Origin of the sequence: Sphingomonas sp. Root720 (genome assembly GCF_001428605.1) — a bacterium.
Lineage (GTDB): Bacteria > Pseudomonadota > Alphaproteobacteria > Sphingomonadales > Sphingomonadaceae > Rhizorhabdus.
Window position 1 is genome coordinate 508,806 of sequence record NZ_LMID01000010.1, and the last position, 24,945, is coordinate 533,750.

Below are 24,945 nucleotides of genomic sequence, written 5' to 3' on the forward strand. Positions count from 1 at the left end.
CGCCTACTGTGCGCGAAAAGGGAGAGCGATCGCGTGGCGGACGAAGGCAGGGTGGCATTGGTCACGGGGGGCGGCAAGGGACTGGGCCGCTCGATCAGCGAGGCATTGCTGGCGGACGGCTGGACAGTCGCGATCTGCGGCCGGCGCACGCCGGAGACGCTGCCGGGCGGCGGCGACCGCCAGGCCTTCTTCGAGCCCTGCGACGTCCGCAAGCCCGACGAGATCGACGCGATGATCGCGCGGATCGTCGAGCGGACCGGGCGGATCGACCTGCTCGTCAACAATGCCGGCGGATCGCCGCCGGTCGCGGCGGCCGACGCCTCGCCGCGCTTCAGCGAGGCGATCGTCGCGCTCAACCTGCTCGGCCCGCTCCACATGGCGCGTGCCTGCCACCCGGTGATGGCGCGCCAGGCCGGGGGCGGATCGATCGTCAACATCGCCAGCATATCGGGCACCCGCCCGTCGCCCGGAACCGCCGCCTATGGCGCGGCCAAGGCGGGCCTGCTCAACCTCACCGAATCGCTGGCGATGGAATGGGGGCCGACGGTGCGGGTCAATGCGCTGGTCGTCGGGCTGCTCGACACCGGAACGGCCGACGGCGATCATTATGGCGGCCCCGACGGGATCGCCCGGATCAACGCGATGCTGCCGATGCAGCGCATGGCGACCGGCCCCGACGTGGCCGCCGCCGTGACCTTCCTCGCCTCCCCCGCCGCCGCCTATCTGACCGGCGCCCGCATCGCCATCCACGGCGGCGGCGAGCGGCCGATCTTCCTCGACCTCGCCGCCACGCCCTGAGGGCGACGGCCATGCTCGCCCGTCCGGATCGTCCATACCGGCGATTGCCAAGCCTCGCCCCCATGCGCATGATGGCGGCTGGCTTGAAGGACGAGATGGCGACCGAGCGGAGCATTGTCGACCCCGACGAACTGATCGGGCTGATCTACCGGGGGCCGCTCGAGGCGACGCCGTGGCAGCAGTTCCTGGGCAAGCTGGAGGAGCGGATGGGCTGCCTCAGCGCCGGGATGGTGCTGCGCCTCAGCGGCCGCGGCCGGCCGCCGCTGCTGGTCTGGGGGCACCGCCCCGCGCTCGCCTCGGGGGACGCCGACGAGGCGCGGATGGCCCATGCGACGCTCGGCCATCTCGATCCGCTGCGCAACGCGCTGACCAAGCCCGGCGACATCCACACGCTCGACGAGATCATGCCGCGCGAGACGCTGCACGAGAATGAATTCTACCGCCGCGTGCTGCAGCCCTACGGCGTCGAATATGCGCTGGGCATGTACATATCCGAGCCCGGCGGCTGGGAATGCAATGTCGGGCTGGTCAACGACGAGGGACGCGGCGATTTCGACGCGCGCGACAAGATGATGCTGGCGCGGCTGCGCCCGCATCTCGAACAGGCGCTGACCCTCTATTCGCGCATCCAGCGCGACGGATCGGAGCTGCACGCGCTGGCCGACACGCTCGACCGGCTGACCATCTCGACGATCATCCTGTCGGGCACCGGGCGGATCGTGCGGATGAACGGAGCCGCGCACCGGCTGGCCGAACGCGGCGACCTGATCGTCACCGACCAGAAGATCGTCATCCCCGATCGCACCGAGAACGGCGCGTTCCAGGCGCTGGTCGGGCAGGCGATCGACGCCTGGCGCGCGGGCGAGGCCGGCCGCTTCGCCGAGGGGATGAAGATCCGCTCGGCCGCCGACGAGCATCTCGGCCTGCTGGTGCGGGGCATCGACTCGCCGACCCCCTTCGTCAGCGACGCCAGCCCCGCCGTCATCCTCCACTTCGCCGGCGATACCAGCGAGCGGCCCATCGAACGGCTCGTCACCAAGATCTTCGACCTGACCCCCGCCGAGGCCCAGCTCGCGACCCTGCTGGCGATGGGCTATAGCCTGGCGCAGGCGGCCGACCGGCTCGACCTCAAGGAAAGCACCGTCCGCACCTATTGCAAGGCGATCCTCGGCAAGGTCGGCGTCGGCCGGCAGGCCGATCTCGTCCGGCTGATCCTGCGCAGCGTGGCGGTGCTGGGGTAGCGGGCGCTCCACTCCCCGCTTCCCCGCCGGGGCGTGGAGATGCAGGCTCGATCCTCCCCAAATGGGGATTGTCCGATTTCTCCAGTGCGGCGACCCTCCGCCGCAGCAGGAAACGCCGCGCAGACGGCGATGACAGCGGGAGAGGCAGATGGCCAAGGTGGTTCCGGGCCGCGGCAAGAATCCGTCCGAGCGGGGGACGGTGAAATCGTGCGACAGGACGATCGACGTTCTCGAATATTTCGCCTCGGTGCATGGGCCGGTGCGGACCAGCGAGGTCAGCGCCGCGCTGGGCCTGCCCAACAGCAGCATCGACGACATATTGCGGACCTTCGCCGCGCGCGGCTACCTGACCTTCAATCGCCTCTCCAAGACCTATCAGCCGTCCTACAAGATCATCGGCACCGCGCGCGCGATCGAACGCTCCTATTTCGGCGACGGGCGGATGGGCGCGCTGCTGCGCGACCTGCGCGACGAGACCGGCGCCACGGTCTACATGACCGTCCAGAACGACTGCTGGCTGGAGACCGTCGCCGCGGTCGAGGGGAGCTGGCATTTCGACGGCGAGACGATCGATTACCGCCGCACGCTCGTCCATTATGACGATGGCGGCTGGCGCCCCGCCACGAACTTCGCCGGCATCCTCCTCGCCAGCCAGTCGAACGTCGACGTGATGGACGTCGCCGGCCGCAGCCAGAAGATCGGCATCGCGGCGAGCGGCGCGCCCGCCATGGGCGAGCTGATCGAACGGGTCGGCCGCATCCGGACGCGCGGCTATGCGCTGTGCCGGCGCAACGACACGGTCGCGGTCGAATCGATCGCCTGTCCGCTGCCGTCGGGCAGCAACGTGCCAGTCGCGGTCGGACTGATCGGCCACGACCTCAACCTGCGCGACGAGACGCAGATCCGGCGCCTCGCCATGGGCATGCGCCAGACGATCGCGCGCTACTGCAACTGACGCCGAATAGGGGGCCACGGTCAGGCGTCACGTCGACCGCGGCAGGCCCAGCGCCTGCTGCGCGATGATGTTGCGGTGGATCTCGCTGGTGCCGCCATAGATGGTCTGGCCGATCGCCTGGCGGTGCTTCTCCTCGATTTCGGCGAGGGCGGGGGTAGCCGGGTCGAGCGAGGCGGGCGCGGCCAGCGCCATCAGGTCGGCGGTATCGGCCATATAGCTCTCGGTCGCGAACAGCTTCGCCATCGGGCCCATCGCGCGGCTCGCCTGTCCGGTCGCCATCGCCCAGGTCGCGCGGCGGCAGAGCAGGTCGGCGAGTTCGACATGCGCCGCCACCCGCGCGAGCCGGGTACGGACGGCGCGGTCCGCGATCGGCGTGGCGCCGTCGTCGCCCACGCGCCGCGCCCAGCGCAGCGCAGCGTCGAGCAGGCTGTGCTGGAGGACATGATAGCCCTCGCCGCCATGTTCGATCGCCATCGCCGCCGCCATCACCGTCATCCCGCCATCGACCGGCCCCAGCCGGTAGCGATCGGGCACGCGGACCTGGTCGTAGAAGCTGATATTGGTGCGCTCGTCCTGCAGGGTATGGACCGGCCGGATCGACACGCCGGGTAGCGACAGCGGCACGAAGAAGATCGTCAGGCCGCGATGCTTGGGCTGCGACGGATCGCTGCGGGCAAGCAGCAGCACATAGTCGGAGATGTGCGCACCGGTGGTGAACATCTTCTGCCCGTCGATGATCCAGTCGCCTGTCCCGGACCCCGATCCGGGATCGCCGTCGCGCACCGCACGGGTGCGCGCGGCGTAGATGTCCGAACCCGAATCGGGTTCGCTGAAGCCGAGGCAGGACAGCGCCGCCCCTTCGGAGAGGCGCGGCATGACCTCCATCTGAAGTTCGGGCGATCCGAACGCCATCACCATCCGCGCGCCCATGTTCGTGATGCCGATCGGCACACGGGTCCAGCGATACTCCTCGAACACGCGGGCGAGCGCCGACACCTCATAGGGGCTGCGCTCGGCCCCGCCCCAGCGGCGCGGCCAGTCGGGATAGGCGAGCCCGGCGGCCGCGAGCTTGCGGTGGAAGGCTGGATCGTGGCCGTCGGTCGAATGGTGCGATTTCGCGCGCAGCTCATCGGTCAGCTCGGCGTCGAAGAAGCGCCGCGCCTCATCGGCGAACCGCTCGGCCGCCGCACCGAAGCCGAAGTCGATCCCGGGATCGCGCGTGGCGGGCACCGCCATCGCCCGCCCCGCCCAGAGCAGGTCGCCGGCCAGCGCCAGCGCCTCGTCGGGATCACCATCGGCCAGCGCCGCGCGGTTGATCGCGGTGAAATAGAGCTGGATGTCGGATTCGAGCGACAGGCCATAGCCACCGAAGCTGCGCAGCGCCGCCCGCACCGCGCGCCGCGCCGCCGTCGCCGCCCACCAGCGCGCCATCATGATCGACGCCGCCGCACCCGGCTCGCGCGCGGCGACGGCCTGGACCGCGCGCCAGACGAGCAACTGCCCCGCCTCGATCTCGGTCGCGGCGTTGGCGAGGGGATGCGCGACCGCCTGGAAAGCGCCGATCGGCTTGCCGAACTGCCGGCGCTGCGCCGCATAGGCCGCCGCCATCGCGATCGCCTCGCGCGCGGCCCCGATCAGCCACGCGGCGGACAACAGGCTGCGTTCGGCGAGCGCCTCGGCATGGCGATCGAGCGCGTCCGGACCGGCCGCCAGCGACACGCTTCCGCCGCCAGGAGCGACGATCGCCAGCCCTTCGGGCGTCGCGACGATCCGGTGCTGCGATCCGCCAGTTCCCAGCAGCAACGGCCTGTCGCGCAGCGTCCCGACATCGCCGCCGATCCGCGCGAGCAGCCGCGCCGCCGCGACGCCGTCGGCGAGCGGGATCGGCGCCAGCCGCCGCCCGGCCTCCTCGCACAGCAGCACCGCTTCGAGCAGGTCGGCATCGGCGCCGCCCCCGGCTTCGGGCGTGCGCATCGCGACGAAGCCGGTCGCGATCGCCTTGCCCCACAGCTCGGGCGAGAAATGGCCGCGATCGGCGGCGCGAACGACGTCGGCGGGGCATTCGGCGGCGAAGAAGCGCTCGGCCGCCTCACGCACCAGCCGCTGCTGGTCGGTCAGTTCCAGATTCATGCGTCGCCCCGGATCATGGACCGGGCTTCGCGGTCAGCGCGGCGGCCTGTCAAATCGCGCCGCCGCACTTCCGGCCCGTCGGAAGCCACCGCTTCTCCCATGCGGGCGGCGCCGCTCCGGCGCATCGGTGCGCGGCGGAGGATGTGCTGTGGCAGACTATATCGGCTATGCGGTCGCCGACCGGATCGCGACGATCACCCTCGACCGGCCCGAGCGACGCAACGCCCAGAACCAGCAATTGCTGGAAGAGCTCAACGACGCCTGGGAACGCGCGGCGGCGGACGAGGAGGTCCGCGTGATCCTGCTGCGTGCCGAGGGGCCGCATTTCTCGGCCGGGCACGACATCAGCCCCGAGGAGGTGGACGGCGGCCCGTTCCAGCGGATCAGCGCCTCGATCCCGACGCGCGGCCTGCTCGATATCTACCAGTGGGAAGCGCGCCATTATCTCGGCTTCTCGCGCCGCTGGCGCGACATCCCCAAGCCGTCGATCGCGGCCGTGCAGGGCGCCTGCATCGCCGGCGGCCTGCTGCTCGCCTGGCCCTGCGACCTGATCGTCGCCGCCGACAATGCCCGCTTCTCCGACCCGGTCGTGCTGATGGGGATCGGCGGGGTCGAATATCACGGCCACACCTGGGAGCTCGGCGCGCGCAAGGCGAAGGAGATGCTGTTCACCGCCAGGCCGATCGACGCGGCGGAGGCCGAGCGGCGCGGCATGGTCAACCGGGTGGTGCCGCTCGCCGAGCTCGACGAAGCCGCCCGCGCGCTCGCCGCCGAGATCGCCCGGATGCACCCGCACGCGCTCGCCATGGCCAAGCGCGCGGTCAACCAGACGCTCGACATACAGGGGCAGGCCGCGGCGCTGCAGAGCTGCTTCGACATCCACCAGCTCGGCCATGCCTCGGCCTATGCGCAGGGCGGCCAGTTCATCCTGACCGACCTGCCCGGCATGAAGGACCGGAACTGATGCTGCGCATCGCCGACGCGGACGGCGTGCGCACCCTGACGCTCGACCGGCCCGCGCGGCTCAATGCGCTGACCCAGGCGCTGCTCGCGGAGCTGATCGCGGCGCTGGACGCAGCCGCGGTCGATCCGGCCGTCCGCTGCCTCGTCCTCACCGGCGCCGGGCGCGGCTTCTGCGCCGGCTACGACCTCGGCGACAAGCCCGCCGAAGAGCCTCGCGCGGACGAGGTGGCGGCGATCATGCTGCGCGACAGCCGGGCGCTCACCCTGCTGCGCCACATGGGCAAACCGACCATCGCCGCGATAGGCGGCCCGGCGGCGGGGAGCGGCCTGCTGCTCGCCGCCGCCTGCGACCTGCGCATCGCGTCGGAAGGCGCGGTCTTCAAGCTCGCCTTCGCCAGTGCCGGGCGCTGCGGCGATCCCGGCGGCGCCTATCTGCTCACCCATTTGCTCGGGCCGGCGCGGGCCCGCGAGCTGTTCCTGCTCGACGAGAAGATCGATGCCGGACGGGCGCTGTCGATCGGCCTCGTCACCCGCGTGGTCGGGGACAAAGCGCTCGATGCCGAAGTGGCGGCACTCGCCCGCAGGCTCGCTTCGGGACCGACCGGCGCCTATGCCGCGATAAAGCGCAACCTCAATGCCGCCGAGGCGCTCGGCTTCGAGGAGAGCATCGCCGCCGAGGCGCCGGGCAATGCCCGCGCCAGCCTGTCGCACGACGGGCGCGAGGCCGGGCTCGCCTTCGCCGAACGGCGCCCTCCCGTCTTCCGGGGCTGGTGATGCACGCCTTTCCGCGCCTTCGGAAAAGGACCGGCGCGGCTTGCTCCCGGCGGCGGGCGGCCGCCAGCATGGCCGCGTTTCCCCCTTTCGAGCGTGGCCGATGACCGAGACCCTGCCCTTCCCCGTCTATGATGCGGACAATCATTTCTACGAGCCCGAGGACGCCATCCTCCGGCACCTGCCCGCCAAATGGCGCGGCGACATCCAGTTCGTCACCGTCGACGGCCGCAAGAAGCTCGCGATCGGGGGGAAAATCTCGCAATATATCCCCAACCCCACCTTCGAGCGGGTCGCGGCGCCCGGCGCGCATCTCGATTTCTACCGCGCCCGCAATCCCGAAGGCCGATCGCTGCGCGACATCCAGGGCAAGGCGATCGCCCCGCCCGACGAATTCCGCCGGGGCGAGAAGCGGATGGAGGTGATGGACCGTCACGGCGTCCACGCCGCACTGTTCTTCCCCACATTGTTCTCGGCGATCGAGAACCGCATGTCCTACGACCATGGCCTGCTCCATGACGCGCTCCACGCGCTCAACCTGTGGACGCAGGAGGAATGGGGCTTCGCGCGCGACGGCCGCATGTTCGGCGTGCCGATCATCTCGCTCGCCGACATGGACCGTGCCCTCGTCGAACTCGACTGGCTGCTGGCGCAGGGCGCGCGCTGCGTCTGCATCCGCCCGGGGCCCGTTCCCGGCTATCGCGGTTCGCGCTCGATGGGCCTGCCCGAGTTCGATCGCTTCTGGGCGCGGATCGCCGAGGCGAGGATCTTCGTCGCGATCCATGCCGCCGACACCGGTTACGCTTCGCTGATCACGATGTGGACCGGCGGCGGCGAATGGCTCCCATTCGAGCCCAACCCGCTGGTCAACTGCCTGCGCATCATCGACCGCGCGATATCGGACACGGTCGCCGCGCTGATCTGCGGCGGGGTGTTCGACCGGCATCCCGGCGTGCGGGTCGCCTGCATCGAGAATGGCGCCGCCTGGGTCCGGCCGCTGCTCGAGACGCTGCGCTACGTCCATGGCCAGATGCCGCAGACGCTGGGCGGCGACCCGGTCGAGGCGTTCCACCGCCACATCTTCGTCGCCCCGTTCGTCGAGGACGATGTCGAGGAACTGGCTCGGCACATGGACAGCTCGCGCATCCTGTTCGGCAGCGACTGGCCGCATCCCGAGGGCACGGTCGAGCCGCTCGACTATCTCGAGGAATTGACCGCCTTCGATGCGGCGCAGAAGAAGCAGATCATGAGCACCAACCTGCAGGGCCTGCTCGAAGGGCGCCGGGACTGAGGCGATGGACGTCGCCGATCGCATCCGGCGGTCCTTCCGCGACCATGGCGAGCGCCCCGCGATCGCGTTTCGCGAGCATTGGGTGAGTTGGGGCGAGGTCGGCGGCTTCGCCGACCGGCTCGAAGCGCTGCTGGCGGATGCCGGCGTGGCACCCGGCGCCCGAATCGGCCTCGTCGCCCGCAACCGCGGATCGCACGCCGCCGCGATGCTCGCCCTGCTGGCGCAGCGCCGCTCGGTCAGCCTGATCCATCCGTTCCTCCCCGCCGCCATGCTCGCCGAAGAGGTCGAGCGGCTCGGCGCCGCCGCGCTGATCGCCGACGCGGAGGACTGGCCCGCGATCGCGCTGGGCTGCGGCAAGGCCGGAAGCGCCGGCATCGCCCTGCGCGAACGCCCCTTCCTGCCGATGGCGGTACCGGGGCTCGAACGCGCGACGATCGCCGACGCGACCGAGGGCGGCGGGCTGATCGAGATATTGTCGAGCGGCACCACCGGCCCACCCAAGCGGCTGCCGCTTCCCCTCCACGTCCTCCAGCGCGCCGTCGACAGCGCACCCGCGGGCGAGGGCCAGAGCGGCCCCCCGCCGCAGATCAACGTCTGGCCGCTGAGCGGGGTCGGCGGCCTCAGCCTGCTGGCGGCAAGCGGCGCGCAGGCAGCGCCGCTCGTCCTGATCGAGAAATTCTCGGCCGAGGCGCTGGCCGACGCGGTGCGCCGCCACCGTCCGCCGATGCTGGGCCTGCCCCCCGCCGCGATCCGCATGACATTGGACGCCGCCGTCCCGCGCGAGCATCTGGCGAGCGTCACCGCCATCTATGGCGGATCGGCGACGCTCGATCCCGATATCCAGGACCGGTTCGAACGCCATTACGGCATCCCGATCTACTGGGGGCTGGGCGCGAGCGAGTTCTGCGGCACCATCGTCCGCTGGACCCCCGCCATGCGCCGCGCGGTGGGCGATGCGAAGCGCGGCAGCGTCGGCCTGCCGATGGAGGGGGTGGCGTTGCGCGTCGTCGATCCCGATGACGGTTCGCTGGTCGAGGACGGGCGCGAGGGGCTGATGCAGGTCCATTGCCCCGTCATCCACCCCCACTGGGTATCGACCACCGACCTTATCCGGATCGACGGCGACGGCTATGTCTATCATCTCGGCCGCCACGACGGCGCGATCGTGCGCGGCGGCTTCAAGATCATGCCCGAGCGGGTCGCCGACGCCTTGCGCGACCATGAAGCGGTGCGCGACGCGGCGGTGGTCGGCCTGCCCGACGAACGGCTGGAGATGGTTCCCGCGGCGATGGTCGAGCTGCATGGCGGCGCCCGGACCGACGAGGCGGGGCTGCTGGCGCATCTGCGCGAGCGGCTGCCCTCCACCCATATCCCTGTGCGGATCGCCATCGTCGACGAACTCCCGCGCACGCCCTCGCTGAAGGTCAGCTTGGCAGCCGTGCGGGCGGCGATGGAAGGCAAGCCGGCAAATTAGGCCTTCAGGCCGCCTTCAACCCGCCCGCGCGTTCGACCGTGTCGAGGTGATGGTCGGTATCCCCGAACAGATTTTCCAGCACGGTCAGCCGCTGGAAATAGGCGCCCGCGGGATATTCGCTGGTCAGGCCCATCCCGCCGTGGAGCTGGATCGCCTGCTGGCCGACGAAGCGTGCCGCGCGGTTGACCAGCGCCTTCGCCGCCGCCACCGCCGCGCCGCGTTCCTCGCCGGCCGCGCCGAGCATCGCCACCGCGTGGATCGTCATCGACCGGGCCTGCTCGATCGCCATCAGCATGTCGGCGGCGCGGTGCTGGAGCGCCTGGAAGGAACCGATCGCGACGCCGAACTGCCGGCGCGTGCCGAGATAGTCGACGGTGATCTCGAGGAGCTTCTCCATCGCCCCGAGCATCTCGGCGCAGGTCGCGGCGATGGCGCCGTCGATCGCTGCGGCGAGCAGCGTCCGGTTGGTCGCGGGATCGCCGATCCCGGCATCGGCGGGCAGCGCGACCGCATCGAACCGGACATTGGCGGCACGGCGACCGTCGGGGGTCGGCAACAGGTCGACGGTCACCCCCGCCGTCCCCGGCGGCACCGCGAACAGGCCCAACCCGTCGGCCGTCGTCGCGGGGCAGATCAGCACGCTGTCCGGTCCGGCATCGAGCACCGCGCATTTGGCGCCCGACAACAGCCATCCATCGTCGGCCCGTTCGGCAGCGGTCGCGGGATCGTCCCAGCGATAGCGTCGCCCCGGTTCGTACAGGCACAGCACCGGGCGCCGGTCGCCGGCGATCAGCCCGGCGAGCAGGTCCCTGGCGCCGACGGCTTCGAGCAGGCGCCCCGCCAGCAGCACCGACGAGGGATAAGGCGCGCGGCCGAGCGCGCGGCCGAACGCCTCCATCACCAGCATCACCTCCTCGGCCCCTCCACCGAGACCGCCGCTCGCCTCCGCGAAGGGCAGGCCGAGCAGGCCGATGTCGCGATAGTCGCGCCACTGCGCGGCGGGATCGACCGGCAGCTGGGCGGCATGGTCCTCGAACAGCCGCGCGACGCTGGCGGCCAGAAGCTGCTGTTCCTCGCCGGGTTCGAAGTTCATGCGGTTTTTCCCAGGCCGAGCACGGCCTTGGCCAGGATGTTGCGCTGGATCTCGTTGGCGCCCCCGAAGATCGAGAATTTGCGCGAACTGAAATAGGCCGAGACGATCGCCGAGCGCGCGTCGAGCCCCTGGAACAGCGTCTCGCCCGCCCCCTCGGGGACGCCGGCGGTCAGCGCCTCCGGACCCAAGGCGTCGAGCTGCAGCTCGGCGGCGACCTGGAGCAGTTCTCCGCCCTTCACCTTGAGGATCGAGGTCTTGGGATCCGGGCCGGCCGACGGCGGACGTTCATTGGCGACGACGCGCATCTGGGTGATCTCCAGCGCCTTCAGCTCGATCTCCGCCCAGGTCAGGCGGCGGCGCCAGGCGGGATCGTCGAGGAGCGGCCCGGCGATCTCGCGAGCCCGGTCGAGCCGCCGCCGCGAGAAGCCGACATTGCCCATCGAGCTCCGCTCCTGCCCGAGCAGGTAGCGGGCATAGTCCCAGCCCTTGCCCTCCTCCCCGACCAGGTTCTCCGCTGGTACCCGGACATCCTCGAAGAACACCTCGTTGAGGTGATGATAGCCGTCGATCGTGCGGATCGGGCGGACCTCGATGCCCGGCGTCGCGAGGTCGATCAGCAGGAACGAGATCCCTTCATGCTTGCGCCCGCCCTTTCCGGTGCGGACGAGGCAGAAGATCCAGTCGGCCTTGTGCGCATAGGTCGTCCAGATCTTCTGCCCGCTGACGCGGTAATGATCGCCCTCGCGCACCGCCTCCATCCGGAGGGAGGCGAGGTCGGAACCGGCGCCGGGCTCCGAGAAGCCCTGGCAGAACCACATGTCGAGATTGGCGATCGGCGGCAGGAAGCGGCGCTTCTGCTCGTCCGACCCGAAGGCGGCGATCACCGGGCCGACCAGCGCGACATTGAAGGGGAGCGGCTTGGGCACGCCGGCGCGGTCGATCTCCTCGGCGAGGATCGCGCGCTTGACCGCCGACCAGTCGCGCCCGCCCCATTGCAGCGGCCAGTGCGGGACGGCATAGCCTTCGCGATTGAGGATCCGCTGCGCCTCGACCGTCCATTCGCGCGGCAGCGGCTTCTCCTCGCGCACCGCGTCGCGGATGCGCCGGGGCACGCGCTCGACCAGCGTCCACCGCACCGCCTCGCGGAAATGCCGCTCGTCCTCGGTGAAGCTCAGGTCCATGGTCGCTCCTCAGCGGCCCCGGATCAGGTCGGCGGCCTTCTCGGCCACCATGATCACCGCCGCGTTGATGTTGGCGCCCGGCACCGTCGGCATGATCGAGGCGTCCACCACCCTCAGCCCTTCGACTCCGCGCACCCGAAGCCGGCTGTCGACCACCGCTTCCGCGTCGTCGCCCATCCGGCAGGTGCCGGCCGGATGCTGGGTGATCTTGAGATTGTCGCGGATGAAGCCGTCGAGCGCGGCATCGTCCTGGCGTTCGGTGCCCGGCACCAGTTCGGCCCGCACCATGTCGGCGAGCGGCGCTTGCGCGAAGATCCGGCGGGTCGCGGCGATGCCGCCCCTTATGTCGGCGAAGTCGCGCTGGGTCGACAGCAGGTTGAGGTCGACCACCGGCCTGGCGAAGGGATCGGCCGAACCGAGCCGGACGGTGCCGCGGCTTTCGGGATGGAGCTGCATGACCATGACCGACAGGACATGCTCCTGCCGGTTGCGCGACAACGGATGCCACATCTTGGCATCGAGCCGCACCGGCAGGAAGACGAGCTGGATGTCGGGGCGCTCCAGTTCGGGGCGGGTGCGCAGCATCAGAACGCCGCTGGTGATCTGGCTGGCGAACGGCCCCTTGCCGGTCAGGCCCCAGCGCAGCACCGACAGCGCCGCCCGGTCGAGACGGAGCGCCGAGAGGAAGGTGGTCGCTTCGCGCGCGGCGAAGCTCATATAGACCAGCGGGTGCTCGGACAGGTTGGCGCCGACCCCCGGCGCGTCCACCACCGGCTCGATATAATGGTCGCGCAGATGATCGGCCGGGCCGATGCCCGACAGCATCAGCAGCTGCGGCGAATTATAGGCGCCGCCGCTCAGGATCACCTCTTTGCGCGCGCGGATCTGCCGCAGCCCGTCGGGCCCGCGAACCTCGACGCCGACGGCGCGGCCCTGCTCGATCAGCACCCGCGTGGCCTGCGTCCGCGTCCGCAGTTCGAGATTGGGCCGCCCGAGCGCCGGACGAAGATAGGACCGCGACGTGCTCGCCCGCCGGCCGCGCCGATCGACCGTTACCTCGCACGCGGAAAAACCCTCCTGCCGCTCGCCGCTCAGGTCGTCGCTCTCGGCAAAACCCGCCGCGCGCACCGCAGCCCTGATAGGGTCCGACAGCAGATGGCCGCCATCGACCCGCGACACCGCGAGCGGGCCGTCGCCGCCGTGGAAGGGTCCGGCGCCGCGCCAGCTCGATTCCATCCTCCGGAAATACGGCAGGACGTCGTCATAGCCCCAGCCACTGCAGCCCATCTGGCGCCAGCCGTCATAATCGCTCGCATGGCCGCGCATGTAGATCATGCCGTTGACCGACGACGATCCGCCCAGCACCCGGCCGCGCGGCAAGGGCAGCGATCGGCCGCCCAGCTTCGGGTCGGGTTCGCTGGCATAGCCCCAGTCATAGGCCGGGTTGGCGGCGGTCATCATGAAGCCGAGCGGCATGCGGAACAGCCAGCTGCTGTCCTCCCCGCCGGCTTCGAGCAGCAGGACGCGCGAGCGGCCGTCCTCGGTCAGCCGGTTGGCGAGCACGCAGCCCGCCGATCCGGCGCCGATGATGATATGGTCGACCTCGTCCTGTTGTGTCTTCCGTGCCATTGCGGCCGCTTGTGTCATGGCAAATAGCATTCGACAAGAACTAATGTCGTCAGCTATGGACGAATGAAATCGTGCTTATGAGAGGATATAGGATGACGGCTGGCGTTCCCTCGCTCGAAGTGCCTTCGCTCGACAAGGCCCGCGCCTTCGCAAGCAGCCGGCACCGGCTGTTCATCGGCGGCGAATGGGTCGACCCGCTGGACGGCCAGAGCTTCGCCACCCACGACCCTGCCACCGGCGCGCACCTCGCCGACGCAGCCAAGGCGCTGGAGCCCGATGTCGACCGCGCGGTCGCGGCCGCGCGCAAGGCGATGGAGGATCCGGCCTGGACCGAGATGAAGCCGGCCATGCGCGCCCGGCTGCTCAACCGCCTCGCCGACGCGCTGGAGGAGAATGCCGACGAGTTCGCCGCGCTGGAGACGCTCGACAACGGCAAGCCGGTCAAGGACGCGCGCTTCTTCGACCTGCCCCATGCGATCGAGACGCTGCGCTACAATGCCGGCTGGGCGACCAAGCTCAACGGCGAGTCGATCTCCCTGTCGGGGCCCGGCACCTGGCACGCCTATACGGTCAAGGAACCGGTCGGCGTGGTCGCGCAGATCGTCCCCTGGAACGCACCGCTGGCCATGGCGGTCGCCAAGATAGCGCCCGCGCTCGCCGCCGGTTGCGCGGTGATCCTGAAGCCCGCCGAGGAAACGCCGCTGACCGCGCTGCGCCTCGCCCACCTGATCGCCGAGATCGGCTTTCCGGCCGGCGTGTTCAACCTGCTGACCGGCTTCGGCGAATCCGCCGGCGCGGCACTGACCGCGCATCCCGGCGTCGACAAGGTGACGTTCACCGGATCGACCGAGGTCGGCCGCCTGATCCTCCGCGCCGCCGCCGGCAACTTCAAGCGGGTGACGCTGGAGCTGGGCGGCAAGACCCCGGTCATCGTCCTGCCCGACGCGGACGTGGCACGCGCGATCGAAGGTGCGGCGCGGTCGATCTTCACCAATGCGGGGCAGGTCTGCAACGCCGGCTCGCGGCTGTTCATCCACCAACGCCATTTCGACGAGGTCGTCGATGGCGTCGCCAGGATCGCCGAGGCGATCAAGGTCGGATCTGGCCTTGCCGCCGACACGGCGATGGGGCCGGTGATCTCGGCCGCCCAGCGCGATCGGGTGCAGGGCTATGTCCGCAAGGGGATCGACGAGGGCGCGACCCTGCGCAGCGGCGGGCAGCCGATCGCGGGCGACGGCTGGTTCGTGGCGCCGACCGTGCTGACCGGCACCGAGGCGGACATGGCGGTGCGGCGCGAGGAGATCTTCGGTCCGGTATTGTGCGCGATGAGCTTCGACGAGGACTCGCTCGACCGCATCGCCGCCGAGGCCAATGCCAGCGACTATGGACTGGGCGCTGTGTTGTGGACCAACAACCTGTCGGCCGCGCACCGGCTCGCCCGCAAACTGAAGGCGGGCACGGTGCGGGTCAACGGCGGCGGGCTCGATCCCGCCTTGCCCTTCGGTGGCTTCAAGCAGTCCGGCTGGGGCCGCGAGAATGGCCGCGAAGGGATCGATGCCTATACCGAGACCAAGGCGATCGCGATGGCGCTGTAACGGCTCACCGCCCCGGTGCAGGCCCGAACCTGCGCGACGAGTTCCTCGGACGCGGGACGAAAACGAGACGTCGCCGGAACCAAATCGCGCGTGACGCGTAGCGCCCAGGTCGGTTCATGCCGATCGCGGGGGGGTATGACGGCAGCTATCAAGGGGAAGGCGACGATTGCCGCGGCGTGGCTGGCCGCGATGCTGTGGCCGCACGCGGGCGCCCAGGCGCAAAGCGTCGAAGAATTGCGCGACATGTCGATCCGCGATCTCGCCAATTTCGACGTGTCGTCGGTGACCAAGTCCGCCGAGGCCTTGGCCGACGCGCCGGCCGCCATCTATGTCATCACGCATGACGATATCGTCCGTTCGGGCAATATCACCCTGCCCGGCATGCTGCGCCTCGCACCCAATCTCCAGGTCATGCGCGGTGGAACCGGCGGGCTCGTCGTCACGGCGCGCGGGCTGAGCGGCAACGCCGACGCGCAGAATTTCTCCAACAAGCTGCTGGTGCTCATCGACGGGCGCAGCGTCTATACGCCGCTCTATTCGGGCGTCTACTGGGACATGCAGGACCTGCTGCCCGAGGACATCGACCGCATCGAAGTGATCAGCGGCCCCGGCGCGACCCTATGGGGCGCAAACGCCGTGAACGGCGTCATCAACATCATCACCCGCCCGGCCGGGGCGACCCAGGGCGCCTATGCGACCGCCGTCGTCGGCAACCGCACCCGCGACGCCGGCATCCGTTATGGCGGCCAGATCGGCGACACGATCAATTACCGTCTCTACGCCAAGGCGCATCGCAACCGCGACACCAGCAGCACCTCGAACGACGATTCCGAGCGCCTCCAGGGCGGCTTCCAGCTCGATTGGACCCCCACCGACGCCGATCGGGTGATGGTGCAGGGCGATGCCTATGGCGGATCGCGGGCGCAGCAAGGCGCGCCCCGCGAGGAGATCAACGGCCGGGACATCCTCGCCCGGTGGAATCGCGACGGCGCAACCTCCTCGCTGCAGGTCCAGGCCTATTACGACCATACCAGCCGCGCGACCCGCCGCGGTGGCGGACGCTTCGCCGTCGACACCGCCGATCTCGACATCCAGCACAGCTTCGCCGCGGGCGAAGCGCACCATATCGTCTGGGGCGGCGGCGCCCGGCTGAGCCGCTACGAGATCGACGGCACCGCGAGCTTCCTGTTCGATCCCAGCAGGCGCACGCTTCTGCTCGCCAACATCTTCGCGCAAGACAGCATCGCGCTGACCTCCCGGCTCACCGCCATCGCCGGGTTGAAGCTCGAGCGCGATCCCTATTCGGGGGCGGTGCTGCTGCCCAATGCGCGGCTCTCCTGGAAGGCCTCCCCGAATCTCCTGCTGTGGGGGGCGGCCTCGCGTGCGATCCGTTCTCCGACTCCGTTCGACCGCGACGTGGTCGAGAAGGTCGACGGCGCTAACTTCCTCATCGGGCCGTCGACTTTCCGGTCGGAGAAGCTCACCGCCTTCGAGGCCGGCAGCCGGCTGATCGCTTCCGCTACCGCATCCTTCTCCATCTCTGGCTTCTACAACGTCTATGACGACCTGCGCACCATCGAGCTGGCACCCGCCGGCTTCCTGCCGCTGCAATGGGGCAATGGCATCAAGGGCCACAGCTACGGTTTCGACAGCTGGGCGGATGTCCGCCTGACCGACTGGTGGCGGCTCAAGCCCGGCTACAGCCTGCTGATCCAGCGCTTCCGGTTCAAGCCCGGCGCGAGCGGATTGCTCGGCGTCACGCAGGTCGGCAACGATCCCAAGCATCGGGTCACGCTCCGGTCGTCGATGGACATCGGCTCGCGGATCAACCTCGATGCCGACCTGCGCTATGTCGGCGCGCTGCCCAACCCGCATGTCCCGGGCTATGTCGAGCTCGGTGCGCGCATCGGCTACATGATCAACGAGCAGGCCGAACTGTCGGTGTCGGGCTTCAACCTGCTGCACAAGCGTCACTATGAACTGCCGGCGACCCAGGCCAATGCCGTCCCGCGCAGCCTGTTCGTAGCCTTGAAATGGCATCTGTGAACCCGTGACGCCGATGCGGCGATATCTCCGGTTGATCCTGGGCGCGGCGATGGCCGCCTATGCCGGCACCGTGCCGGCGGCCCCGTTGGAGCAGGCCGTCAAGGCGAGCTACGTCACCAAGTTCGCGCCGTTCGTCGAATGGCCCGCCGTCGCCTTCGCCGGGCCCGCGAGTCCCTTCCAGATCTGCCTGGCGGGACGCGATTCCTTCGGGTCGGTCATCGACGATCTGGCGCGCGGGCAGAGAATCCGCGGACGGCCCATTCAGCTTCGGCGCGTCTCCGATCCGGCGTCGATGGTCGGATGCCATATCCTCGTCATCGGGGCGGGCGCCGCCGACGGAGCGGTCGCCCAGGCCGCCGGCAGGCCGGTGCTGACCGTCAGCGACAAGACGGCCGGGATCGATGCCGGCATGATCAGGTTCGTCCGGCAGGCGGGCAGGATCCGGTTCGAGATCGACAATGGCGCCGCACGCGCCGCGCATCTGACGATCAGCTCGAAATTGCTCGGGCTGGCAGTGACGGTTAACCCGTGATGGCAATGCCCGAATCGCTCATGCGCCTTGCGCGCCGCCTGACCGCGAGTCCGCTCGTCGCGCTGCTCATCGCCGTCGCGCTGATGACCGCCGCGCTTGGGCTGGCGATACAGAATGACCGCTACGGCAAAGCGGAGCGGCTACGTCAGGCCAGCGTCCAGGCGCAGATCCTCGCCAGCAGCCTCGCGGCGCCGCTGGCCTTCGACGATGACGAGGCCACCCGCGAATATCTCAACGCCTTCCGCAACGACCCGACCATCCAGGCCGCCGCCGCTTATGATACGAACGGCCACCTGGTCGCGGGCTTCGCCCAGCCCGGCACGACGCTGCCCACGGTCGGCCGGCTCTCCGCGCCTTCCCTGCAGGGCCGCGATCTCATCGTGACAGCGGCCGTCGCCCAGAACGACACCCGGATCGGATCGGTCTACCTGCGCTCCTTGATCGAGACCGGACTGCGACGTGCGCTGCGCTATCTCGGCATCGCCCTCATCGTCATCTTCGCCTCGCTGCTGGTCGCGCTGCTGGGGGCCGCCTACGCCTCGCTCAGCCATTCGCACGCGCAGCTGAAGAACGAGATCGACAATCGCCAGAAGGCGGAGGCCGCGCTGCGGCAAGCCCAGAAGATGGAAGCGATGGGCCAGCTCACCGGCGGCGTCGCACACGACTTCAACAACCTCCTGATGGTCGCGTCGAGCGGCCTCGAGTTGCTCGAACGCACCAACGACCCCGACAAGCGTGAACGGCTCAAGACCGGCATCCGTCAGGCGGTCGACCGCGGCGCCAAGCTCACCCAGCAATTGCTCACCTTCGCCCGCAGATCGCCCCTCCACCCCGAAGTCATCGACCTGGCCGAGCGTATCCGGGGCATGGACACGCTGCTCGACCGGTCGCTGCGCGAGAATGTCGTGATGACGTTCGACCTCGCCCCGGACCTGTGGCCGGTGGAAGTCGACGCATCCCAGCTCGAGGTCGCCGTGCTCAACATGGCGCTGAACGCGCGCGATGCGATGCCCGATGGCGGGACGATCACCATAACCGCGCGCAACCAGCCGCGGGGAGAGAGCGGGGGCGACGACCGCGTCCTGCTGGAGATAGCCGATACGGGGATCGGCATCGCCGAGGACAAGATCGCCGCGATCTTCGAGCCCTTCTTCACCACCAAGGGCGTCGGCCAGGGCACCGGCCTCGGCCTCAGCCAGGTCTACGGCTTCGTCCAGTCCTCGGGCGGCGACATCCAGGTTGCGAGCGAGCCCGGACACGGGACGGCGATGCGCATCCTGCTGCCGCGCACCGCCAAGAGCCCCCCGCCTGCCGCCGCCCCGCCCGTCGCCAAGCGCATAACGGGCCGGCGCCGGGCGCTGCTGGTGGAGGATGACGAGGCGGTCGCCGGGATGGTCGGGGGCATGCTCGACGAGCTCGGCTTCGATCACGACCATGTATCCTCCGCCGACCGGGCGCTCGAGCGCCTCGGTGCCGATGCCCAGGTCGAACTGGTCCTGTCGGACATGGTGATGCCGGGCGCGATGAGCGGCCTCGATCTCGTCCGGGCCATCTCCCGCCAATGGCCGGCACTGCCGGTGGTGCTGATGACGGGCTACAGCGCCGCCGCCGCATCGGCGGCTTCGGAGGGCGTGAGGCTGCTTCTCAAGCCCTATCGCATCGAGGATCTCGCCGCCGAGATCGAAGCCGCCGCCAAGGGCAGCGCCTCCTAAAGCGGTCACGATCCGATGACATCGGACCGACCGCCTCGAAATCTCTCCAGCGGCCCGCTCAGCCCGCCGAAGCCGCCACCCGCTTCGACACCGACGCCGATGCCTCGATCAGCATCGCGGCGAACTCCTTCTGCCGCTCCTCGGAGACATAGTCGGTCGGCCCCAGCAGCGTCAGCGCAGCGCCGAGCTTGCCGTCGGCGGCGAAGACCGGGACGGCGAGGCCGGCGAAATTCTGGTTGAGGCGCCCCGCGGTCGAGGCATAGCCCCGCCTCCGCACATCGCCGACGATCTGGTCGAGGTCGACCGTGCGGTCGCGGGCGCGGACCATATTGGGCATGTTCGTCTCGCGCTGCGCCGCCAGCACCCGCTCGATCTCCTCGCGGGGCAGGTGCGCGACGAACACCTGGCCGGTCGCGGTGGTGGCGGCGGGCAGGATATAGCCGAGCCGCAGGGTGAAGGCGCCCTGGAGGTTGCCGTCAGCCTTGGCGACGATACAGGGTCCCTGGTCTCCCCACAAAGACAGGTAGACCGCGCAGTCGGTGCGGTCGCGCAGATCGATCAGCACGTTGGCGGCCGCACCGACGATGTCGAGCTGCCGCACCGCCGCGAGGCCGAGCTGGATCGCGAAGGAGCCGAGCCCGTAATAGCCCGTGCGGGGATCCTGATAGGCCATGTTCTCGCGCACGAAGCTGACGAGATAGAGGTGGACCTTGCTCGGCGGCATCGCGGCGCGCGCCGCGACCTCGCGCAGCGGCAGCGGCCCCGCGGCCATGCGCAACACGCGCAGTACCCGGAAGCCCACTTCGATCGACTGGACCCGCCTGCGCGACTGTTCCGCATCGGCCATTGAATTTACGCCTCTCCTGAAACCCAGGATCTTCCTGCCGGGGCGCCGCGCGTCTGTCCACCCGTCGCTTGTCGCAACGGGTTCGGGTCAGGCCGCGGCGGACTCGCCATGCTTGCGGCGATTCCAGGTCTTCAGCGTCTCATGCGCCTCACCGGCCGCTTCCGCCAGGAAGCCCGGCGCCTCGGTGCGCGCCGCGATCTCGAGCCGCAGGCCGTTGGGGTCGAAGAAATACACCGAGCGAACGAAGCCGTGATCGACCAGCGGGGTCGTCTTCACGCCATGTTCGGCGAGCCGCCGGCGCATCGCCTCGACATCCTCGATCGAACGCGTCTCGATCGCGAAATGCTGCACCCAGTCGGGGGTGTTCGGCGAGGGCGCGGGCATCTCGTCCCCGCCCAGGTCGAAGAAGGCGATGTAGGAGCCGTCGCCCAGTTCGAAGAAGAAATGGACATAAGGCTGTTCCTCGCCGGTGCTCGGCACCCGTTCGGACAACATGCAGTTGACCAGCGGCAGGCCCAATATGTCCTCATAGAAGTGGCGCGTTTCCTCGGCGTCGCGGCAGGGATAGGCGAAGTGGTACAGGCCCTTGAGCGGTCGTGCGTCGGTCATCATGCTCTCCTCTCGCCCGATCATAGCAGCGAGAAACCGTCCCTCCTGTCACCCGCGGAAGTGGACAGGGGCCAACGCCCTCAGGCGGGGTGCCGATCCCCGGCGGGCGCCATCATCTCGACGAAGCGGTGCAGCGCCGCCGACCGGTCGCTCCGCCGCCAGACCAGCAGCACGTCGAAGCGGAGATCGAGATCGACGATCGGCACCAGCCGGATATTGTGGAAGGACGCGAGCGGCGGGGAGACGGTGACGAAGCCGATCCCCATCCCCACCGCGACCAGGCTGAGCAGGATCGAGTTGGTGGTGCATTCCTGCACGATCCGCGGCGCCCCGCCCGCCGCGTTGCAGGCGGCCATAAGCCGGTCATAATAGCCGGGCGCCGTCCGCCGGGTCGGCCACAGCACCGCCTCGTCGGCCAGGTCGGCCATCGTCACCGCCTCGCGACCCGCGAGTCGATGCCCCTCGTGCACCGCCAGCATGGTCAGGCCCACGCCGATCCGCGCGCGGTCGATCAACGGAGCGTCGCGATCGTCGATATGCGCGTCGTAGACGATGCCCGCGTCGATCGTGCCGTCCTTCAGCGCCATGATCTGCTGCATCGAGCTCATCGACTTGAGGTCGAGCACGACGCCGGGCTCGCCCTCGCGGAACTTGAGCAGGCCGTAGGAGATGAAGCCGTGGCCAGAGATGATCTCGCTCAGGCCCACGCGGATCGTGCCGAGATGGCCGCTCGCCAGCCGCCGCGCGCGATCGACCGCGCGGTCGACCTGGGCGAGGATGTCCTCCGCGTCCTGGAGGAAGACCTGCCCTGCCGCCGACAGCCGCACCCCGCGCGGCAGTCGTTCGAACAGCTCGACGCCCAGCTCGGACTCCAGATCCTTGATCTGGCGCGTCAGGGCGGGCTGGGCGACGCGGAGCTGGAGCGCGGCACGGCCGAAATGCTCCTCGCGGCCGATCGCCCGGAAATAACGCAGATGCCTGAGATCCATCGTCGATGCATAACCAACGGGTATCGAAGGCTCAATGACAAAGAATTGGAATTATCGGTCGGGGTGCAACACCTTTCGTCCTAGAGAACGGACATGGGGATGATGCGATGGCGACGGATGCCCTCGACGAACTGGGCTTTGGCACGCTGTCGACACTCGATGTGCTCGGCACGAAGATCGAGCTGTTCACCGCCGGCGACGGGCCGCCGCTGCTGTTCCTGCACGGGATCGACGGGATCGAGGGATCGGCGCCGCTGTTGCGCGAACTGGCTCGCGATTTCACGGTGCATGCGCCATCGCATCCGGGTTTCGGCGCCTCCGACCAGCCGAAGAACCTGAACCGGGTCGACGACCTCGGCTATTTCTACCTGGACCTGATGGACGTGCTGGGGCTGGACGCGCCGGTGATCGTCGGCAGCAGTTTCGGCGGCTGGGTCGCGGCGGAGATCGTCACCAAGGCGCCCGAGCGGGTGTCGCGGCTGATCCTCGCCTCCCCCTTCGGGCTGCGCACCGCCGACCGGCGCGAGCAGCATGTCGCCGACATCTTCATGCTGTCCCGGCAGGAACTGAACCTGCGGCTGAACCGGCAGGAGCCCGCGCTGTCGGCGCTGCCCGAGGACCGGCTGCGCCGCGTCATGCGCAACGACGAGGCGCTGAGCCGCTATGGCTGGACGCCCTACATGCACAATCCCAAGCTGGCCGACCGGCTGCACCGGATTGCCTGCCCCACGCTGGTCGCCTGGGGCGAGGAAGACGCGATCATCGGCCCGGCCTATCGCGAGGCCTATGCCGCGGCGCTGCCGAAGGCCGACGTCGCGGTCATCGAGGCCGCCGGCCACCGGCTCCACGCCGACAAGCCCGAGGCGCTCTCCGCCCATATCGCCGCCTTCGCCGGCCGCTGAAGCTGAAGGATCGGAAACAGGCATGATCATCTGGCAATTCTCCGAGCAGGCCTATCACCCGGCCTTCGAGGTGCCCGGCGCGATGCGCGTCACCCTGCCCCAGCATCATTGCGAGCCGAACGAGGCGGGGCGGCTGCTCAACCGCTATCTCGACGAATATATGCTGGCCGACGAACTCGGCCTGAACATCATGGTCAACGAGCACCACGCCGCCGCGACCTGCATGTCGACCTCGTGCATGACGACGCTGGCGATCCTCGCGCGGCAGACCAGCCGGGCGCGGCTGCTGGCGCTCGGCATTCCGCTCGCCAACCGCTCCAATCCGCTCAGGGTGGCGGAGGAGATCGCGATGGTCGACGCGCTGTCGGGCGGGCGGCTCGAGGTCGGGCTGGTCAAGGGCGCTGCCTATGAGCTGTTCATGTCGAACCGGCAGCCGACCGGCTTCATGGAGCGCTTCTGGGAAGCCCATGACCTGATCCTCGCCGCGCTCTCGAACCAGGGCGACAACTTCTCCTGGGAGGGCGAGCATTTCCATTATCGCACCGCCAGCCTGTGGCCGCGGCCGATCCAGCAGCCGCACCCGCCGATCTGGATGACCGCGTCGAGCGCGGGCAGCGCGCGCGGCTATGGCAAGCTCGGCTATACCTGCGCCACCTTCCTGTCGGGCGCGGTCGCTCGGTCGGTGTTCGCCGGCTATCGCGAGGCCTATGCCGAAACCCATGGGCGCCAGCCGGGGCTCGACCGGCTCGCCTATCTGGCGCTGGTCGCCTGCGCGAGCGACCGGCCGACCGCCTTCCGCCGCGCCGAGGCGATGAAGAGCTACTTCACCACCGCCGCCCGGCTCGACCCGCAATATCGCAATCCATGGGGCTTCAACCCGATCGAGGCCAATGTCCGCACGTTGCAGGCCGGCCCGACGGCGATGCGGCCGCGCATGCGCAACGGCAAGCCGGTGCCGGTCGACGGGTCGATCGAGGAATATATGGACGCCGGGCTGATGTTCGTCGGCACTCCCGACGACGTCTACGAGCAGCTCGCCCGCTTCAACGAGGAAACGGGCGGCTTCGGCAACCTGCTGATGATGGGCCAGGCCGGCGAGCTCGATCATGCCGAGACGGCCGACAACCTCACCCTCGTCGCGCGCGAGGTGGCGCCCCGGCTCGCCGAACTGACCGAGGTCCCGCTCGACATACGCTACGAAGCGGTCGGCTGATGGGGCGACCGGCGGCAGCGGCCGACGCGGCGCCCCCGCTCGCCGAGGGGATCGAGCGCTATGTCGCGCTGTTCCGTGCCCAGCCGCCCGCGCCCGGCATGGCGGCGATGCGGCTGGCCGGCGACCTGTCGGGCGACCGCTTCGCCGAGGGCCATCGCCCTGCCGTCCGCCGCTTCGACACCGCCATCGCGGCGCCGGGCCGCGAGATCGCGGTGCGGATCCATGATCCGGCGCCCGATCCGGATAGCGGGCCGCGTCCCGCGATCTGCTATTTCCACGGCGGCGGCTTCGCGCTCGGCAGCATCGAGAGCTTCGACATCGCCACCGCCGCGCTCGCCGAGGCGAGTGGCGCGGTCGTCGCCAGCGTTCATTATCGCCGCCTGCCCGAAACGCCCTATGCCGGGGCGCAGGCCGATTGCGACGAGGGCTTCGCCTGGCTCGTCCACAATGCGGCGTCGCTCGACATCGATCCGGCGCGCATCCTTCTGGGCGGCGACAGCGCGGGCGCCCTGCTGGCGCTGGCCTGTGCCGCCAACGCCCGCGACATGGGCGCCGCGCCGCCCGCCGGGCTGCTCCTCTTCTATGGCACCTTCGCGATGGACGCCGGCCGACCGGCCTATCGCACCGCGCGCGATCCCCTGCTCAGCCAGCCGCGGATCGAGAACTATGTCGCGCTGTTTTCCGGCAGCGGCGGTCTTGCGGCGGGGCCCGCCCCGATCGACCGCGACGATCTTGCCGGCCTGCCACCCACCCATATCGTCGCGGCGGAGCACGACCCGCTTTGCGGCGAGGCGGGCGAGCTCGCGGAACGGATGGCGGCCGCCGGAGTCGACGTGTCGACCCGTGTCGCGCCGGGGATGATCCACGGCTTCCTGCGCGCCGCCGGCGTGTCGGCGGCCGCGCGCGACGAACTGGCGAAGGCCGCCGATGCCGTGCGGCCGTGGCTATGGCCGCACAACGGCTGACCGCAACCG

21 protein-coding genes are annotated in these 24,945 nt (G+C 69.7%); 14 read left to right on the forward strand and 7 right to left on the reverse strand.

Annotation, left to right across the window (positions count from 1 at the left end; translation table 11 throughout):
• The first annotated feature begins 33 nt into the window (after positions 1–33).
• The 3 genes from ASE22_RS09740 to ASE22_RS09750 all read left to right on the forward strand — a co-directional run bounded on the left by ASE22_RS09740 (position 34) and on the right by ASE22_RS09750 (position 2,994).
• Positions 34–798, forward strand: a complete 765-nt coding sequence (locus tag ASE22_RS09740) for an SDR family oxidoreductase (protein ID WP_056358095.1) — start codon at positions 34–36, stop codon at positions 796–798.
• Positions 799–866: 68 nt separating this feature from the next.
• Positions 867–2,039 (forward strand): helix-turn-helix transcriptional regulator, encoded by a 1,173-nt coding sequence (locus ASE22_RS09745; RefSeq protein ID WP_235538152.1) that lies wholly within the window; start codon positions 867–869, stop codon positions 2,037–2,039.
• Between the two features lie 148 nt (positions 2,040–2,187).
• A complete protein-coding gene (locus ASE22_RS09750; RefSeq protein WP_056358100.1) occupies positions 2,188–2,994 on the forward strand; it encodes an IclR family transcriptional regulator in 807 nt (268 codons plus the stop codon).
• A 27-nt stretch (positions 2,995–3,021) separates the two neighbouring features.
• On the opposite strand, the gene ASE22_RS09755 is transcribed toward ASE22_RS09750, so the two are convergent.
• On the reverse strand, positions 3,022–5,124 hold the full coding sequence (locus ASE22_RS09755; protein ID WP_056358103.1) for an acyl-CoA dehydrogenase family protein: 2,103 nt from the start codon (positions 5,122–5,124) through the stop codon (positions 3,022–3,024).
• Positions 5,125–5,272: 148 nt separating this feature from the next.
• Here ASE22_RS09755 and ASE22_RS09760 point away from each other — a divergent pair, with 148 nt between their 5' ends.
• The 4 genes from ASE22_RS09760 (at position 5,273) to ASE22_RS09775 (ending at position 9,623) form a co-directional block, all read left to right on the forward strand.
• Positions 5,273–6,088, forward strand: coding sequence for an enoyl-CoA hydratase (locus ASE22_RS09760; protein WP_200933284.1), 816 nt, complete (start codon positions 5,273–5,275; stop codon positions 6,086–6,088).
• A complete protein-coding gene (locus tag ASE22_RS09765; protein ID WP_056358109.1) occupies positions 6,088–6,861 on the forward strand; it encodes an enoyl-CoA hydratase-related protein in 774 nt (257 codons plus the stop codon). Before ASE22_RS09760 ends, ASE22_RS09765 begins: the two co-directional genes overlap by 1 nt.
• Positions 6,862–6,961: 100 nt before the next feature.
• Positions 6,962–8,149 carry an amidohydrolase family protein gene (locus ASE22_RS09770; RefSeq protein WP_056358112.1) on the forward strand — a complete coding sequence of 396 codons (1,188 nt, stop codon included), beginning with the start codon at positions 6,962–6,964 and terminating at the stop codon, positions 8,147–8,149.
• A 4-nt stretch (positions 8,150–8,153) separates the two neighbouring features.
• Complete coding sequence (locus ASE22_RS09775) at positions 8,154–9,623, forward strand: class I adenylate-forming enzyme family protein (RefSeq protein ID WP_056358115.1); 1,470 nt, start codon at positions 8,154–8,156, stop codon at positions 9,621–9,623.
• 4 nt (positions 9,624–9,627) lie between these two features.
• On the opposite strand, the gene ASE22_RS09780 is transcribed toward ASE22_RS09775, so the two are convergent.
• From ASE22_RS09780 to ASE22_RS09790, 3 genes are read right to left on the reverse strand one after another with little or no spacing between them, the layout of a single operon-like run.
• Complete coding sequence (locus ASE22_RS09780; RefSeq protein WP_056358118.1) at positions 9,628–10,716, reverse strand: acyl-CoA dehydrogenase family protein; 1,089 nt, start codon at positions 10,714–10,716, stop codon at positions 9,628–9,630.
• On the reverse strand, positions 10,713–11,897 hold the full coding sequence (locus ASE22_RS09785) for an acyl-CoA dehydrogenase family protein (protein WP_056358122.1): 1,185 nt from the start codon (positions 11,895–11,897) through the stop codon (positions 10,713–10,715). Before ASE22_RS09785 ends, ASE22_RS09780 begins: the two co-directional genes overlap by 4 nt.
• Before the next feature lie 9 nt (positions 11,898–11,906).
• Positions 11,907–13,526: a GMC family oxidoreductase gene (locus ASE22_RS09790; RefSeq protein WP_056358124.1), complete on the reverse strand. Its 1,620-nt coding sequence runs from the start codon at positions 13,524–13,526 to the stop codon at positions 11,907–11,909.
• A 92-nt stretch (positions 13,527–13,618) separates the two neighbouring features.
• Between ASE22_RS09790 and ASE22_RS09795 the strand changes: the two genes are divergently transcribed.
• The 4 genes from ASE22_RS09795 to ASE22_RS09810 all read left to right on the forward strand — a co-directional run bounded on the left by ASE22_RS09795 (position 13,619) and on the right by ASE22_RS09810 (position 19,411).
• Positions 13,619–15,121, forward strand: coding sequence for an aldehyde dehydrogenase family protein (locus ASE22_RS09795; protein WP_056358126.1), 1,503 nt, complete (start codon positions 13,619–13,621; stop codon positions 15,119–15,121).
• Positions 15,122–15,256: 135 nt separating this feature from the next.
• A complete protein-coding gene (locus ASE22_RS09800; protein WP_056358129.1) occupies positions 15,257–17,167 on the forward strand; it encodes a TonB-dependent receptor plug domain-containing protein in 1,911 nt (636 codons plus the stop codon).
• Positions 17,168–17,180: 13 nt separating this feature from the next.
• A complete protein-coding gene (locus ASE22_RS09805) occupies positions 17,181–17,699 on the forward strand; it encodes a YfiR family protein (RefSeq protein WP_056358132.1) in 519 nt (172 codons plus the stop codon).
• The gene (locus tag ASE22_RS09810) at positions 17,699–19,411 is read left to right on the forward strand and encodes a hybrid sensor histidine kinase/response regulator (RefSeq protein ID WP_056358136.1); all 1,713 of its coding nucleotides are present in this window, start codon (positions 17,699–17,701) and stop codon (positions 19,409–19,411) included. Before ASE22_RS09805 ends, ASE22_RS09810 begins: the two co-directional genes overlap by 1 nt.
• A gap of 58 nt (positions 19,412–19,469) precedes the next feature.
• On the opposite strand, the gene ASE22_RS09815 is transcribed toward ASE22_RS09810, so the two are convergent.
• The 3 genes from ASE22_RS09815 to ASE22_RS09825 all read right to left on the reverse strand — a co-directional run bounded on the left by ASE22_RS09815 (position 19,470) and on the right by ASE22_RS09825 (position 21,856).
• Entirely contained in the window at positions 19,470–20,258 is a 789-nt protein-coding gene (locus ASE22_RS09815; RefSeq protein ID WP_056358139.1) for an IclR family transcriptional regulator, read from the reverse strand.
• Positions 20,259–20,345: 87 nt separating this feature from the next.
• On the reverse strand, positions 20,346–20,867 hold the full coding sequence (locus ASE22_RS09820) for a VOC family protein (protein WP_056358786.1): 522 nt from the start codon (positions 20,865–20,867) through the stop codon (positions 20,346–20,348).
• An 80-nt stretch (positions 20,868–20,947) separates the two neighbouring features.
• The gene (locus ASE22_RS09825) at positions 20,948–21,856 is read right to left on the reverse strand and encodes a LysR family transcriptional regulator (protein WP_056358142.1); all 909 of its coding nucleotides are present in this window, start codon (positions 21,854–21,856) and stop codon (positions 20,948–20,950) included.
• Positions 21,857–21,963: 107 nt separating this feature from the next.
• On the opposite strand from ASE22_RS09825, the gene ASE22_RS09830 reads away from it, so the two are divergent.
• From ASE22_RS09830 to ASE22_RS09840, 3 genes are read left to right on the forward strand one after another with little or no spacing between them, the layout of a single operon-like run.
• A complete protein-coding gene (locus ASE22_RS09830) occupies positions 21,964–22,758 on the forward strand; it encodes an alpha/beta fold hydrolase (protein WP_056358144.1) in 795 nt (264 codons plus the stop codon).
• A gap of 22 nt (positions 22,759–22,780) precedes the next feature.
• Positions 22,781–23,971, forward strand: coding sequence for an LLM class flavin-dependent oxidoreductase (locus tag ASE22_RS09835; RefSeq protein WP_056358146.1), 1,191 nt, complete (start codon positions 22,781–22,783; stop codon positions 23,969–23,971).
• Positions 23,971–24,936, forward strand: coding sequence for an alpha/beta hydrolase (locus ASE22_RS09840; protein ID WP_056358149.1), 966 nt, complete (start codon positions 23,971–23,973; stop codon positions 24,934–24,936). The genes ASE22_RS09835 and ASE22_RS09840 overlap by 1 nt, the downstream gene beginning before the upstream one ends.
• The last annotated feature ends 9 nt before the right edge of the window (positions 24,937–24,945 follow it).

Bases quoted from the DNA above. Each gene is read 5' to 3' on its own strand.
- ASE22_RS09745 (WP_235538152.1), top strand. From the start codon at position 867: ATGATGGCGGCTGGCTTGAAGGACGAGATGGCGACCGAGCGGAGCATT.
- ASE22_RS09750 (WP_056358100.1), top strand. From the start codon at position 2,188: ATGGCCAAGGTGGTTCCGGGCCGCGGCAAGAATCCGTCCGAGCGGGGG.
- ASE22_RS09755 (WP_056358103.1), bottom strand. From the start codon at position 5,124: ATGAATCTGGAACTGACCGACCAGCAGCGGCTGGTGCGTGAGGCGGCC.
- ASE22_RS09765 (WP_056358109.1), top strand. From the start codon at position 6,088: ATGCTGCGCATCGCCGACGCGGACGGCGTGCGCACCCTGACGCTCGAC.
- ASE22_RS09770 (WP_056358112.1), top strand. From the start codon at position 6,962: ATGACCGAGACCCTGCCCTTCCCCGTCTATGATGCGGACAATCATTTC.
- ASE22_RS09775 (WP_056358115.1), top strand. From the start codon at position 8,154: ATGGACGTCGCCGATCGCATCCGGCGGTCCTTCCGCGACCATGGCGAG.
- ASE22_RS09780 (WP_056358118.1), bottom strand. From the start codon at position 10,716: ATGAACTTCGAACCCGGCGAGGAACAGCAGCTTCTGGCCGCCAGCGTC.
- ASE22_RS09785 (WP_056358122.1), bottom strand. From the start codon at position 11,897: ATGGACCTGAGCTTCACCGAGGACGAGCGGCATTTCCGCGAGGCGGTG.
- ASE22_RS09790 (WP_056358124.1), bottom strand. From the start codon at position 13,526: ATGGCACGGAAGACACAACAGGACGAGGTCGACCATATCATCATCGGC.
- ASE22_RS09795 (WP_056358126.1), top strand. From the start codon at position 13,619: ATGACGGCTGGCGTTCCCTCGCTCGAAGTGCCTTCGCTCGACAAGGCC.
- ASE22_RS09800 (WP_056358129.1), top strand. From the start codon at position 15,257: ATGACGGCAGCTATCAAGGGGAAGGCGACGATTGCCGCGGCGTGGCTG.
- ASE22_RS09805 (WP_056358132.1), top strand. From the start codon at position 17,181: ATGCGGCGATATCTCCGGTTGATCCTGGGCGCGGCGATGGCCGCCTAT.
- ASE22_RS09810 (WP_056358136.1), top strand. From the start codon at position 17,699: ATGGCAATGCCCGAATCGCTCATGCGCCTTGCGCGCCGCCTGACCGCG.
- ASE22_RS09815 (WP_056358139.1), bottom strand. From the start codon at position 20,258: ATGGCCGATGCGGAACAGTCGCGCAGGCGGGTCCAGTCGATCGAAGTG.
- ASE22_RS09820 (WP_056358786.1), bottom strand. From the start codon at position 20,867: ATGACCGACGCACGACCGCTCAAGGGCCTGTACCACTTCGCCTATCCC.
- ASE22_RS09825 (WP_056358142.1), bottom strand. From the start codon at position 21,856: ATGGATCTCAGGCATCTGCGTTATTTCCGGGCGATCGGCCGCGAGGAG.
- ASE22_RS09830 (WP_056358144.1), top strand. From the start codon at position 21,964: ATGGCGACGGATGCCCTCGACGAACTGGGCTTTGGCACGCTGTCGACA.
- ASE22_RS09835 (WP_056358146.1), top strand. From the start codon at position 22,781: ATGATCATCTGGCAATTCTCCGAGCAGGCCTATCACCCGGCCTTCGAG.
- ASE22_RS09840 (WP_056358149.1), top strand. From the start codon at position 23,971: ATGGGGCGACCGGCGGCAGCGGCCGACGCGGCGCCCCCGCTCGCCGAG.